The 14,389-nt window shown below is 40.0% G+C and carries 12 protein-coding genes; 4 read left to right on the top strand and 8 right to left on the bottom strand.

What is annotated here, in order from left to right; genetic code table 11:
- Window positions 1-46 precede the first annotated feature (46 nt).
- Both R2S10_RS06205 and R2S10_RS06200 read left to right on the top strand, forming a co-directional pair.
- Window positions 47-916, top strand: a complete 870-nt coding sequence (locus R2S10_RS06205; protein ID WP_316839577.1) for a beta-1,6-N-acetylglucosaminyltransferase — start codon at window positions 47-49, stop codon at window positions 914-916.
- Window positions 917-987: 71 nt separating this feature from the next.
- Window positions 988-2,589 (top strand): hypothetical protein, encoded by a 1,602-nt coding sequence (locus tag R2S10_RS06200; RefSeq protein WP_316839576.1) that lies wholly within the window; start codon window positions 988-990, stop codon window positions 2,587-2,589.
- 54 nt (window positions 2,590-2,643) lie between these two features.
- Here the strand turns inward: R2S10_RS06200 and R2S10_RS06195 are convergent, their stop codons facing one another.
- The 8 genes from R2S10_RS06195 to R2S10_RS06160 form a co-directional block, all read right to left on the bottom strand.
- Entirely contained in the window at window positions 2,644-3,618 is a 975-nt protein-coding gene (locus tag R2S10_RS06195) for a glycosyltransferase family 2 protein (protein ID WP_316839575.1), read from the bottom strand.
- 139 nt (window positions 3,619-3,757) lie between these two features.
- Complete coding sequence (locus R2S10_RS06190; RefSeq protein ID WP_316839574.1) at window positions 3,758-4,768, bottom strand: UbiA family prenyltransferase; 1,011 nt, start codon at window positions 4,766-4,768, stop codon at window positions 3,758-3,760.
- Window positions 4,755-5,810: a hypothetical protein gene (locus R2S10_RS06185; protein WP_316839573.1), complete on the bottom strand. Its 1,056-nt coding sequence runs from the start codon at window positions 5,808-5,810 to the stop codon at window positions 4,755-4,757. Before R2S10_RS06185 ends, R2S10_RS06190 begins: the two co-directional genes overlap by 14 nt.
- Window positions 5,811-5,813: 3 nt before the next feature.
- Window positions 5,814-6,974: a glycosyltransferase family 4 protein gene (locus R2S10_RS06180; RefSeq protein WP_316839572.1), complete on the bottom strand. Its 1,161-nt coding sequence runs from the start codon at window positions 6,972-6,974 to the stop codon at window positions 5,814-5,816.
- Window positions 6,971-8,788, bottom strand: coding sequence for an ABC transporter ATP-binding protein (locus R2S10_RS06175; protein ID WP_316839571.1), 1,818 nt, complete (start codon window positions 8,786-8,788; stop codon window positions 6,971-6,973). The genes R2S10_RS06180 and R2S10_RS06175 overlap by 4 nt, the downstream gene beginning before the upstream one ends.
- Before the next feature lie 36 nt (window positions 8,789-8,824).
- The gene (locus R2S10_RS06170; protein WP_316839570.1) at window positions 8,825-9,631 is read right to left on the bottom strand and encodes a methyltransferase, TIGR04325 family; all 807 of its coding nucleotides are present in this window, start codon (window positions 9,629-9,631) and stop codon (window positions 8,825-8,827) included.
- 18 nt (window positions 9,632-9,649) lie between these two features.
- Window positions 9,650-10,516: a beta-1,6-N-acetylglucosaminyltransferase gene (locus R2S10_RS06165; RefSeq protein ID WP_316839569.1), complete on the bottom strand. Its 867-nt coding sequence runs from the start codon at window positions 10,514-10,516 to the stop codon at window positions 9,650-9,652.
- Between the two features lie 118 nt (window positions 10,517-10,634).
- Window positions 10,635-12,134 (bottom strand): hypothetical protein, encoded by a 1,500-nt coding sequence (locus R2S10_RS06160; protein ID WP_316839568.1) that lies wholly within the window; start codon window positions 12,132-12,134, stop codon window positions 10,635-10,637.
- A 171-nt stretch (window positions 12,135-12,305) separates the two neighbouring features.
- On the opposite strand from R2S10_RS06160, the gene R2S10_RS06155 reads away from it, so the two are divergent.
- Window positions 12,306-13,217 (top strand): glycosyltransferase family 2 protein, encoded by a 912-nt coding sequence (locus R2S10_RS06155; protein WP_316839567.1) that lies wholly within the window; start codon window positions 12,306-12,308, stop codon window positions 13,215-13,217.
- 5 nt (window positions 13,218-13,222) lie between these two features.
- Window positions 13,223-14,389, top strand: a complete 1,167-nt coding sequence (locus tag R2S10_RS06150) for a glycosyltransferase family 2 protein (protein ID WP_316839566.1) — start codon at window positions 13,223-13,225, stop codon at window positions 14,387-14,389.

The raw sequence follows: 14,389 nt of genomic DNA, 5'->3' as shown, positions 1-14,389 counted from the left end.
TCAATTCATAATAGTAGTAGTATTCTGTTTATTTAATTAGAAAAAAATGAAGATTGCCCATTTAATAATGGCATATAAAAATTCAGGACAGGTAGAGCGGATGATTAAGGCTATGGATCACCCTAATTTTCATTTTTACATTCATTTGGATCTTAAAATCGATATCAAAGAATTCGAGCATTTAGCACAGCTTGAAAGGGTAAGCTTTATCCAGAATCGAGTATTGTGCAACTGGGGAGGCTTCTCTTTTGTAAAGGCAATTATTAGCTCCCTCTCGGAAATTTTAAGTCAGAAAACATCCTACGATTTTATCAACCTCATGAGTGGTCAGGATTATCCGATCAAGCCAATAGATAGGCTTTATAAGTTTTATCAAGAACATCCTGGAAAATGCTTTATCTCTTATGATCAGGATCCTAATGCAATTTGGTGGAAAGAAGCAGCATCAAGAGCGGAACTTTACCATTTTACGGATCTTAAATTTAAGGGAAAGTACTTCGTTCAGAGCATCTTTAATAAGTACCTCCCAAAAAGATCTTTTCCATTATCCATTCCACTTTACGGAAGTAGTGACTCTTCCTGGTGGACCATTACTCCGGAATGTGCAGCGTACATCGTTGACTTTATGAAAAAGAATCCAAGACTGGAACGATTTATGCAATACACATGGGGCTCGGACGAATTCATAATTGCTACCATTATCATGAATTCGCCATTTAAGTCCGATGTGATTAATAATAATTTACGGTTTATATCCTGGGAAAGTGGTAGGCCTAATCCTAGAATTTTAACAGATAATGATTTTGATTTGATTAAAGCATCCGATAAATTTTACGCCAGAAAGTTTGACAATCAGGTGAACGTTAAAATTTTGGATCAGCTGGATCAATTTATTGCTGTAAAATCCCAGGTGTAAATAAACAAATACCCTGCTATGCTTTTATGCTGGATAGCTAAATAATGACACTCAATACCAAAAAATTAACGATGAAAAAAGCTCAGTCTCTCCGCTTAGTCCTAGTCCTCTTCCTTGGCTTCTTTTTAACAGAATGCCGCAGTGATCATCCCGATGTTCCAATTGATACCGGTAAAAAGGTGAAAATGAAAGATATGCTAGGTATTAATGCCTTCGAGTGGGATTTCCTGCAGGACCCAAATAACCCTAATGATGGAAGTAAAATTTATGAGCCTAAAATGGAGCTGATGAAATCTTTCTCTTCAGTAAGACATTATATGGATTGGGAAAAGTTGGAAGATAGCCCTGGGATCTATTCCTTTAATCCTACTACCAGGGGTGGTTGGAATTATGATGCGGTATATGCCAGAGCAAAACAAGAAGGTCTTGTGATGCTGGCCTGCTTGAAAAATGTTCCCGACTGGTTGTATAAAAGCTATCCAACGCATCAACGTGAAGTTGATGTAGTGGCCGTAAAATATGGTGCTGACCGCGAAAAACCAGCTTCTTATGAAGCACAGGCCAAAGCGATCTATCAGTTTGTAGCCCGTTATGGTTCTAATAAAAACATTGATACCAATGCAATCGTGCTGAATAAGAAACCCAGATGGCATGGTGATGTAGTGAATAAGGTAAAAGTAGGTCTGGATCTGGTGACTTATGTAGAATGTAACAATGAACCTGATAAATGGTGGAAAGGCGAAATCGCTCAGCAAACAGGCAGAGAATATGCCGCCAACCTTTCCGCATTTTATGATGGTAACAAAGGTAAAATGGGTAAATATGTGGGCGCTAAAACTGCCGACCCAAATATAAAAGTAGTGATTGGAGGATTGGCGAGACCGGATATCAACTATATCAAAGAAATTGTGGAATGGTGTAAAGAGAATAGAGGATATAAACCTGATGGAACCGTCGATTTATGTTTTGATGTGATCAATTACCACCTTTATTCCAATGATAATACTGGCTGGTTTGCGAAGTTTCACTCTACTAAAAGAGGGATCGCACCAGAGCTGGGTAATATGCCCGACATTGCAGATACTTTTGTCAATTATGCGCGTAGTCTGGGTAGTAATATAGAAGTATGGACTACAGAAACTGGCTATGACTTAAACAGCAAGAGTATTCAACGTGCCATTCCTATCGGCTCAAAATCAGTATTGCTTACTCAGGCAGACTGGATTCTGAGAACCTCATTGATGTATGCCAGACATGGCCTAAACCGGGTGTTCTTTTACCTGGCTTATGATATCCTGCCTCCGGGAACCGACGATACGGAAAGTCCTTTTGGAACTTCAGGACTATTACATGCGGATAGACGTAGGCCTGCTGCCGATTATCTTTTACAAACCGGTAACCTGATGGGGGATTATGTGTATGAAAAAACAATTAATAGCGACCCATTTGTAGACGTATATAAATACAATCAAAAAACAATGTATGTTTTAGTGGTGCCAGATGAAAAGGATAGAAAAGAAACCTACGAACTGGATTTAGGGAAAGCAAAGATGGCTAGAGTCCACCAGTTAAAACCTGGGGCAGACACCATGACACCTAAAGATATCCCGACAAAAGGAGGAATACTAAAATTGACTATAACCGAGACTCCGGTCTTTGTTGAAGCACTATAAAATACTGCCTGTTTTGCAGGAGTCCTGAATAGACAGGACTCCTGCAAAACAATATTAAATCTTTACTTTCTTCTTTACCAGGCCTAATTTTCGGTTCAAGCCCAGAAACAAGATATTAGGGATGGTTTTAAGTGTAAAAGGTATGTTTATTGCAAATGAAGTGCCCAATAGTCTTAAGGAGTCCTTAACTTTAAACTCCCGAAGTAAATGGTGTTTAGAAAGCTCTACAAGACTAGACATATACCGCTCTTCTAATACTTTCAGTTCTTCCGGTCTCAGCAGGTCACTGAGTTTCTCCATATTCCTCTTTAAATCTGCAATGTGAAGGAACTCTAATACTTCACTCCATTTTCTGCCGTCATAGACATTGATTTCATCCACTCTTTTTCTCCATAACTGTTCAAGGGTAAAAGCCGCGCGACAAGGTTTGGAAAGAATCATCTCCAGATACATGGACCAATCGTCTCCAATGTTCATTTTTTCATCCCAGCCCGATACAATCGAGGATTTACGAATCACCATGGAAGAAGAAGGAGAAGGGCAGGACTGGATGTAAAGTGATCGAACTTCGTTCTCTTCTAAATTGATCCAGTTGCCCTTTTGTTTGCCATAGTAGGGACTAAGGAAGGGATCGTTTATTAAAAAGTCCCAGCTCGAGCCTACTTTTGCATCCTGAGACCAGTTGGCAAATACAAAGTCCAGGTGCTCTGATTCCAGTTTATGGACGCATTTTTCCAGAAAATCTTCTTGCCACATATCATCCGAATCCAGAGAGGCAATAATTTCCCCCTTAGCATAACTTAAACCTTTGTTTCTTGCAGAAGCCTGTCCAGCATTTTTCTGGTAATAATAAGCTACCTGAGGGTAGTTTTTGATCAGCTCTGAAGTTCCATCGGCAGAACCATCATCAACAACAATAATCTGAGTGTTTTTATAAGTTTGTTGAATTGCGCTTTCTATTGCATCGGGAAGTTTTGATGCTCTATTAAATGTCGGAATAATTATGGTAACAAGCGGCTGGGAATTCATTAATCAGTTGTTTATAAAGGGAGAAGCAATTAAACAGCATTCCTTTTCTAGTCCACTAATATAGAAATATAGGAGCTGATAGACAAGGTAATTGGTAATTTAGTTGTTCCAGAATTATAAGATAAGATCCATTTCCTGATCAATTTCGATGTTTTTTGAAGAGAAGGAACCTGAAAAACTTGATATAATCGATAAAAGCCCTTTTTAAGCCTTCCGTAAACAAGAGCGCATGAATCAGGAGAATGATCAGATTCTTTGGATTCAGCTGGACAGCTGCCAGCAAAAGTGCCATCGGGAAGAACACCTGATAATAATCAGCCATTAGAATTTGAAAAGGCTTTTCTTTGTTGAAAAGAATGAGGATCAGTTGGGTATGGTATAGGAGATACCTCCCCAAGACCAATGTAAAATACAAAACCAGAAAGATCAGGGCATAGGCAGATTGTAGTTCATATAACATCAATAACAGGCAGCTACACTCCAAAGTCATAATCAGGATCGCATATTTTTTGAAATCAGCAGGAAGAATATGGCTGGCATAGGTGTTCAGATTTACCTTAAGGTCGTTTTCCCGGTCTGAAAACTGATGCCATAAAATTCCGCGAAGTCCATAACAAAGTGACCAGCCTGCTACTGCTATAAACCAAACCAGGTTGATTTCCTGATGGGTCACATAACTGATGCTGGCTACCATCAGCAGACTTGTGAAAAGATGAGAGCCCGTTGCATCGGCCAATACGCCCCAGAATCCTCTGTTTTTTAATCGGATGGGTTTTATAGAATAGAGACTGAAAACAATCCAGGAAAGCAAATAGAGTACACAGGAAAGTAAATCAGGATAGAGCAGGTACCCAAACATCAGACCCAGCAATAAGCAGGCAACAGGGATGAGCCACCTCAATTTGGGAGGTACTTTCTCTATTCTGTTCGACTTCCCACTGGCCAGGTCTTCTTCCAGGTCCGTGATGTCGTTGATCACACTGACATAGATTGCCCCTACAATTAATGCGCTCAGTAAAAAAAGAAGCTGAAAGGCGACCTGGTAAAGTGGTACTTCAGACATTAGCGCAGTCGCATAGCCGATAGCGAGTAGAGGAGGTAGTTTGTAACTCCACCATTCCTGTGACCTGATGACGTTAAATATGCTCATTTTTCTTTTGATTACTGTTGGAGTATAAAGCCAGGGCTTCTAAGCAAAAACCAGTGGTCAATTCTTCAGAACCATAGCATAGACGCTTTTTTGGACCACCATAATATACTGCCCATCGTGGCCATCCACCGGATTTCTTCTGTTTGCTGATTAAAAAATCCACTGCCCGGCCTATTTCAGGAGCATTAAAACCTCCATTGAGCAGTACAATAATCCCCAAAGCAGTGTCCAGAACCCCGGTTCCAAAAGAGCCATCCTCATTGGCAGATTTTAAAACCCGATCATTAATCGTTGATCTTGCGGGCTCCATTTCTTTTATTCCAGCACGATAAGTTCTGGAAAAGAAGTAATAAACAGTAAATGGATTGCGGTACCATAAGTCGCAATCTCCTTCCTTTTCTGTCGCAATGATGTTTAGTAGGTAAGGGACAATAACAGCCGTCTCTTCCTTATAACCCAAATGAAAAAGCACATTCGCATTCACTACTCCGTCGATGTCATAGCGCGATGCTTCTGTTTTTTTCCAGAATAATAAGCTGGCTATCGGGTGTTTTAATGCCCGGAGCGTTAACATCCAGAAATCTTTTATAGGAACAAAAATAGGACGGAAAGTATACCAGGTATATAATAAGCCGGATTTGCTGCGGTTGGCCAGAATGAGTTCTTCATTTGGAGGATAGCTTTTGTTTAAAGCGCGCAACACATAGGATGCACAGACCGTATTGTCAACATCTGGAGGACAAATAGGAAACAATGGGTTTAAAATGGTAAAATTATTCCATACGCCGCCCCTCATCGTCTGGTACTGTAGGAAGGCCGCTGCCTTTTCCAAAATTTCATGGACTATCGGGAGTTGCCTTAACTGCAATAGAGAATAGGCAATAAGAGAAGTCGGGAAAATATTACTTTGGGTAATACACATTTTCATTTCCTCTTCATCACCGATATAACAGCAAAATTCTCCATTTGGAAATTGATGGTCTTCCAGGAAATCAATTCCCCTTAGAATGGCTTTTTCGGTTAATATTTGGAGTTCTTGCATAACTTATGTGCTTAAAACTTCATGAATTAACTCTGCAAAATCTTGCTCAGGATTTGCCGGAACATGAACGTTAACATATTTCGATGCGTTTTTTCCAATAAGTTCCCATTGATCCCTTAGTTGCCAGGCGCGTTCCATTGCCTCCGCAAAAGAGTGCTCGTTGGCTTCTCCGATGAAACCTGTATGGCCTTCTTCCAGAAGTTCTGCGTTTCCGCCAGCATTGCTAACGATTACGACTCTGCCAACAGACATGGCTTCTACCATAGAAAGCGGTAAGCCTTCGCTTCGGGAAGGAAGTACCAGTGCATGGTGGTCTTGCCAGATCTGCCCGATGTCTTCCAGCTGCCCCAGGAAGTTGACATTATCCAGCTCCAGTAAGGCTGCCATTTCTTTTAGTCCGGCTTCATCAGGCCCTTTGCCTACAAATGAAACCTGAACAGATCTGGCTCTCCATTCTTTTTGGGCTAAAATCCTCAGCAGGATATCCTGACCCTTATCCAATACAAATAATCGACCTACACAAGCTAACTTGTATGGTGCTGTTGATTCCGGGTAGGGTAGCGGCGTTCCTGATAATTTTACCGGGTTGAAAACGACCCTTGCATTGGACAGCCTTTTTCCAAATTGCTCTTCCGTGAGCCTCAGGTTATGCTGCGAAACGAAGAAACAACGTTTTGCCTGTTGCAATACTTTTAACATCATTGCTCTGTCGTTTGGCGAAGGCCAATAAAAATCGACGGCTTTCTGAGAGATAATCACATACGGAATACCTAAGCTTAAACATTCATTGGCCAGTTTAAGTCCGTCAAAGTTAATTCCCTGTGCAATGATGACCAGGGAAGGCGCTTCCTTTAGGATCGCCTTTTTGAACGTTCTGAGTTCTTGTGGCTGCGCATTTCTAAGCTTTAATTCTGTGGCTATTTTATTGGAAAACCGAATGGCTTTCTTAATGTACTTTTTAAAAAAAGAGCCCGGGGGATCCATCTCAATTAGATCTACACCAATCTTTGCCAGAGCAAGGAATTCGGGATGTGATTTATTGATCCTGGATTTTAACAGCACAATTTTGTAGCCATCTTGTTGAAGATAGGGAATACTTCTGGCCCAGAGTTCTTCGCTGCCGCCCCAGTCTTCCACACAACTTACAATTGCTATTTTTTTCATGCGCTGTGGTTTGACTCGTTTTTATTAAACAATTTAAAATAAGCTCCAGCTTTTGAAACTAGCTCCTCATGGGTACCCGATTCCACTATCTGGCCATTGGAAAGCATATAAATATAGTCTGCATGCTTCACTGCGGATTGCCTGTGACTAATGATCAGGGCTGATCGGTTACCGATTCTTTCCCGGAAAGAGTCGAACAATATTTTCTCTGCCTTGGCATCTAGTGCACTGGTGGCCTCATCTAGAATGATAAACCGGGAGTTGCTATAAAATGATCTGGCGATGGCAAGTTTTTGCCATTGGCCAATGCTTACTTCATGACCATCTTCGAAAATCCGACCCATCACAGTTTTATAACCATCAGGGAATTTATCAATAAACAAATCAGCACCGGAGTTTTTTGCAGCCTCAACGATTTCATGATGAGAACGATCTCCATTGATGTCACCAAACCTGATGTTATCTGCAACTGTCACATTGTATTTTCCGAAATCCTGAAATACTGCACAGATCTGCTTTCGGTAATCCTCAGTTTTAAATTGCCTGATGTCTGTTCCATTTAAAGTAATTTGTCCGGAACTCGGATCATAAAGACGACAAAGTAATTTTATTAGTGTTGATTTTCCTGCCCCATTCATCCCCACTACGGCAATTATTTTCCCCGAAGGAAGTTTAATGTTGATATCGGATAAGGTAGTTTTCCTGGAATGTGGGTAGCTAAAACTCAGATTTTTTAACTCCAGATCGATATTGGGATCATTGGGAATGGGTAGCGGATGTTCAGGCTCTGGTAAGCTGCTTTTCAAATCAAATAGCTCAAATATGCTCTTTACGAAAATGTTGTTTTGATAAAGTGTAGAGATGCTGGTAGATAATCCTTGCAGCACATTAAAGGACTGAGGGAAGGCGACCAGAAATAAAGTGATGTCACCAACACTAGTGGTTCCATGAATGCTCCCAATTGCAATGTAGGCAATACAGGAAAAAAAACCGATTGCAGCAACGGTAGAAGTGAGGAGTTCCTTATAGGTCCGGTGTTTACTGATGGCAAGTTTCCCGGAAAGCAGATCTAAACGGATACTGGAATAGAGCTTACGAAGATGCTGTCCCAGTCCGAAACTCCTGATTTCCTTGGCATGAACATCGGTGGTGAGCAAGGTACTCATATAACCAGATTTTCTTTCTAATGCAGTTTGTGCTATTCTCAGTGCATTTTGACTATCTGCGAATTTGATTCTTACCCATAAAGTAGGAATGACAAATATTGCCAGAATAGGAAACAGGCGCCAATCGATAGAAACTAACATGGATCCGATTACAATTAAGCTGATGCTGTTTCTGGCAATATCTACAATGGTAAACACAATCAGATTTGGGCGGTCAGTTCCCATATCTCTTGCTCTTTTCAGGATGTCAAAATACTCCGGACTTTCATAAAAAGAGAGGTCAAGTCCGATGGCACTTTCATGAATTTTACTGTCAATATATTCCGCAACTTCTCCGGATTGTTTCTCGGTGATATAACCAGAAATGGCTTTAGTTGCCGTGTAGAAAACCGCAGATAATGCCGCAAGAATCAGGTATTTGATCACTTCTGATTCATTTTGAAGGTTGTGGATCCCATGTTTTGAAATGGTATCAATCAGCAACTTCAACATATACAAGGAAGAAAAGAATAGCGCACTTTCTACGATGATGAATACCAGGGAAATGGTAGTCCAGGTTTTTGAAGCGGTCCAAATCAGTTTTAAAATCCGTAACAGATTAAGATTGGTTCTTAATTTATTGATTTTATTAGAGAATGATTCGATCATTTTATTTGTAACTAGCAGGTAGGTAGGGTGTTGTTTTTAGATTTCCCAAAAGGAACCTTCATATCGGAAGGGTTTTAGTTGAAGATAGTACTTTTCTGGCGCAGAAATGAAATCATATTTCTTTTCATAAGCAGTTTTCATCGATTGTTCTACCCGGTTTCGGTCCAGGAAATAGCAGGGGTAGGAAGCTTCAATCCCATAAAATACTGGTGGTACGTACTGTATTGTGATTCTATCTGCTGGTTGATCGTTATAGCCAACATAATCAAGCAATACATGAGGAATGTATGAGTTTTTCAGTTCTTCCAATAACTCATAAGGCTTTTCCAGGTATTGCAGCACATTACAAATGAGGAATAGATCCACCTCGTTTTCTGCCAGACAGGCTGCAATTGAGCTATAGAAGGTAACATGTTCATTTTCAAAGCCGGCTTTGCCAGCTTCTACAAATTCCGGTTGCTCTATAATACACCACTTTAACTTCTTTAGATGCGATAAATAAGGATAGTTTTGATAATAAGTGGTGCCAAGGGAACCGCCAAAGTCAATCAGGGTAAGCTCATTGTCGTTTTTTGAAGCCACATACAGCAAAGTACTCAGCAAAGGGAAGTTCATCTGCGGCTTATCATAGGCGATGCCATCACGCTCGTAAGGAATCTCCTTATTGATAACCTTTAAGGTACTCTCTTTGATTTTATTTAGAATGTCCGCTTCATCATAACCCTGACACTTGGCTTTAGCAGATTGATAATCAGGGTAGTCGCCTTTCCAGCCGTATTTAAAACTGTACCACCTTAAACTAAGGGCAAGAGGGGGTACAAACTCTTTAACAAGGTAATGCATGAGTGGTTATAGGTTGATTTATAGGTTGTGTACAGCGTCGTTTTTTAGAATTTGTTGATCGATCAAATCCAGGATTTCAGGGCTATTGACCATATCAAACTTCCTTGCAAACAACATTTCGGTCTCTTGTAATTTTTCAAAGTCTGATTCATTTAATACTTTGGGATTCGCTCCTCCGGCACTCCAGTCGATGTATCTGTAGTTATTGTTTACTACTTTATCTTTATACCTGGAATTGAGGATCATGGTTTGAAATACAAACTCATCACTCGCCCAGCTGAAAGAGAAGAACTGCCTCAGCTTCTTATCATTTTCTACTTTATTGACTACATACATGGCCACTTCCGGACTTAGCATCCAGAACATCGATTTTCCATAAGGATGTAAATGATAAGGTAGTTTCCGGTTGGGCATGATTTTATTAATTAATGTTTCCAGCCTGTGTTTTCCCGGAAAACTATAACTTGAAAGGAAGTAGTTTTCCATACGGATTAGTCCTTCTTTCCAGTCGTTTTTGAAATCGCGGTAGCTTAAAAACTCTTTACCTACGTTTTCCTGAAAGAAATTATAGATCCTTGTCGGTGTTTTTAAGGGGTAATCCTGTCCGCTTAAAAAATTAATAAATTGATAGGGGATACCTGTTCCTACGATTTCTTTGATACATTCGAAAGTTGCGATGACCGTACTAAAGCCAGCCCATTTTACATCCACCCGATTATTGATGAAGTATACATTGGGAAGTGCTTCCAGAAAGAGATGTGGATTGATGTCGAATTTCTTGTCTACATGAATGTAAAAGTCGAAATTCTCATGATACATCATTCTGATCATTCTTTCAGTCTGCTTTGGATTGGTATATGTTAATATCAAATGAGCAATACGCATGTTAAAGTAAATATTTAACTATGAAAATATAGTGCCAATATGTTAGAAATCCAAGCGCCGCTCAGATTGTGCCTAAAATATTACAGGGCTGTTTATTTTCTGATTTTTATCAGATAGATCAGTTCCCTTTTAAAAGAGTCGATCCTGCATAGGTGCAAACCCTGGATGAAGGGTCATCTGCCTGACTGGCATCTCCACGTTGCATGCGATAAAAGAAGGTTTGTTTCTCCGTTACCGGATTTTGAAGGAACAATTGCCATACTTTTCCTGAACCCTTTAATCCTAATACTTTATTTCCGGGAATCTCATACCCTTGTACCATGCTTTGTTTGACTGGTAAATCATAAACGATGGTAATCACATTTCCTTTATAACTGATTTTTGAAATTTGTGGGGGTAACTTATCCTTAAATGGATCGCGAACTCTAGACCGATCTGTTTTATAAATATTGACCAATCCCGTTTTAGGATTAAAAGTGACGTCATTGGTTCCAGTAGCTTTTACGTTGGAGATTTCCCCACCATTCACTACCAAACTCATGTTCCTGTAAATGACGTTCGGATCAACAGTATTCATATCTAAAACAATATGGTATTTTCCTGTAGCCCGGTCGTAGCGCTCTTTAACGATTTTTACCTTGGCTTTTGTCTTCACATAATCCATTAATTCTTTGGAAGAAGTCATCCAAACGCTATCACGGTTTGCCGGGTGGTTCTTGATGTAATTGATGAACTCATAGAAGATTTCGGCACCTTCTTTTTTATCTCCAAATGGACCATGACTAAAGGCTGCCCCGATTAGTTTTTTTGACTTTTCCGGGTGACTAAATACATAATCAACATAGCTTTTTGCATTTTTAAGCTCTGATGGATTCCATTGGTCTCCTAAATTGGTCCTGGAAATCAATACTTTTTTGAAGTTCTGAGTTTTCATTGGGATCACACTTCCCCAACTCATATTCTCATTCCCCGGACTGTTGTTCCCATCTGGGGTCGGCTCTCCGAATTCGGAAGAAATCAAATGATAACCCAGCTGAAGCCCGGTTTCCACAAAACCCTCGTCATTTGATGGAATGGCAATCTCCGTCATTCGGTAATGCGTATGACGCCAAAGGTTTTTCTCGGCATCTTTTAATGCCTTTAGTTTATCCGTACCCCCATGATATAAGGTATGGTTCATTATAGAATGTCCTTTAGACACGATCTCGATGATCTGTGGCCAGGACGTTACATTATTGGAGGTGCTGTGTTCTTCATTAGGATTGATGGCAAAAGAATATTTGTAGCCAATGTTTTTACCGGCACCATCGGTATAGGTAAATCCTGGATAACGTTTCCCATTTACCACACCGCCAGACAAGACTTTGTAAACAATCGTATAATCTGAGGCCAGCCCATCATCTTTCATCAGCATGAAACCTTTACTCTTATTAAAGGCCAGGTCTGTAAACTGAAAATCAGGGTTCTTCGCTTTTTTAAGCTCAATATCAATGCTGACGTATCGGGAAGTGTCTCCTAAGCTGACTACCGGAGCCACAATCGGCGTAACCATAGAAGTGCTGTCTATTTGTCGGCCGGCAGCCACGGGTCTATTACATTGCGTAAGAGAGGTACTCATGAGTATACCCACATATTTTAATACCCTGGATATCTTATTTAGTGAGGACATATCTATTGATCATGAGCCGGAGCCGTATTTATTTAATGAAATTAAATCTTCTACAATTATACTTCTTTTACAATTTAAATCGCTAAAAAATGATCAATCAAAATCCTACTTTTACGGCAGATGAAACTGACTTCCATAATTTCCGTTAATTTTAATCAACCAGAGGTAACGTTAGCATTCTTACAATCAGTCAAGAATAATACCATAGGGATTCCTATTGAATTAATTTTAGTAGATAATGGGAGTAGAGAAAACCATGAAGCTGAATTTATGGCGGCCTATCCCGGTCTGAAATACCTTCGTTCCGAACAAAACCTGGGCTTTGCTGGAGGGAATAATATTGGCATTAACATCGCTACAGGCGACTTTTTGCTGTTATTAAACAACGATACGGAGATCAGCCCAAACCTGATTACGGTGTTGACCGAAACGATGGATCAAAATCAGGAAATTGGAATAATTTCTCCACTCATTCTCTATTATGACCAACCGGATGTTATCCAGTATGCGGGATTTACGGAGATGAATTACCTCAGTGCGAGGAATAAGGGTATCGGTAATATGGATCACAACCGCGGTCAATATGATCAGGACAGTAGAGAAACTGCCTTTTGTCATGGCGCAGCTATGATGTGTAGAAGGGCAGATTTAAATACTGTGGGGCTGATGGCTGAAAATTATTTCTTATATTATGAAGAGTTAGACTGGTGTGAGCAATTCAAACGTGCGGGCAAGAAAATCTGGTTTACAGGCCAAACAAAAATCTACCATAAAGAGTCGATGAGTGTGGGCAAAGAAAGCATGATCAAAACTTATTTCATGACCAGGAACCGGATGCTTTTCATTCGCAGAAATACCAGCTTGCTCAATACCCTGCTCTTTTCCTGTTTTTATATCGGCATTGCCTGTCCGAAACAAATATTTACCTATCTTAAAAAAGGAAGAACAGATTTAGTGAAATGGGTGTTTAAAGGTGTATTGTGGAATTTTTGCCATTCCAGAACCAGTAATAATTTAGGCTTTAAAATATAATATTGATGATCATACTTTTCTGGATCAGCATTTTTCTGATCATATATACATTTGTAGGGTATGGCTTCGTCCTTTACCTGTTGTTAAAGCTAAAAAGCTTATTCATAAAGCCCTTTTCTTTCCAAAAAGGACAAGAACTACCTACTGTAAGTTTGCTTGTAGCCGCTTACAATGAAGCAGAATTGATAGAAGAGAAAATCAGGAATACCCTGGCGCTGAACTATCCTAAAGACAAAATACAGTTTATCTTCACTACTGATGGTTCTTCGGATAGCACTCCAGATCAGGTTCGTAAATACCCGGAAATTACCTTGCTTCATATCGATGCCAGGGAGGGGAAAATGGCGGCAATCAAAAGAGCAATTCCATTTATCAAAGGAGAAATTACGGTGTTTACCGATGCCAACACCTTTTTAAATGCAGACGCCATCCTCGAGCTGGTTAAACATTACCAAAATCCCAAAGTAGGGGCTGTTGCTGGTGAAAAAAGAATACTTGTTCCGGAAACTGCTGATGCCAGCTCTGCCGGGGAAGGTTTTTACTGGAAGTATGAGTCTCTTTTGAAAAAATGGGACTACGCTTTGTATTCAGGAGTAGGTGCAGCAGGGGAGCTATTCAGTATCCGTACCGCATTGTATCAGCCAGTAGAATCTGATACCATTATTGACGATCATATGATCGCCATGCGCATTGCAGAAAATGGCTACATCATTGCTTACGAACCCAATGCCTATGCAATGGAAACGGCTTCTGCAGATGTAAAAGAAGAACTGAAACGAAAAATAAGAATTGCAGCTGGAGGAATCCAATCGATTTTAAGGCTGAAAAAATCTGCAAATCCTTTTCATAACCCCATCTTTACTTTTCAATACATGAGTCACCGGGTGTTGAGGTGGACGATTACCCCATTTTTATTGATCCTAGCCTTTATCTTAAATGGTATCATTGCCTTCCAAACCGGCGCTGTATTTTATCAGGCGCTGTTTGGCTTGCAGATATTTTTTTACCTATTGAGTTTAATAGGACTCTATTTTGAAAATAGAAACATCAGGATTAAAGCGCTATTCATTCCTTATTATTTCTGTGTGATGAATTATGCGGTCATCGCAGGGATCATCAGGTATTATAAAAAGAATCAGAGTGCCGCCTGGGAAAAATCGAAAAGGAAGTAA

The organism is Pedobacter gandavensis (assembly GCF_032678745.1).
Classification (GTDB): Bacteria; Bacteroidota; Bacteroidia; order Sphingobacteriales; family Sphingobacteriaceae; genus Pedobacter; species Pedobacter gandavensis_C.
The sequence above is the reverse complement of the archived record's forward strand: the minus strand, read 5'-3'. Positions and strand labels throughout refer to the sequence as shown.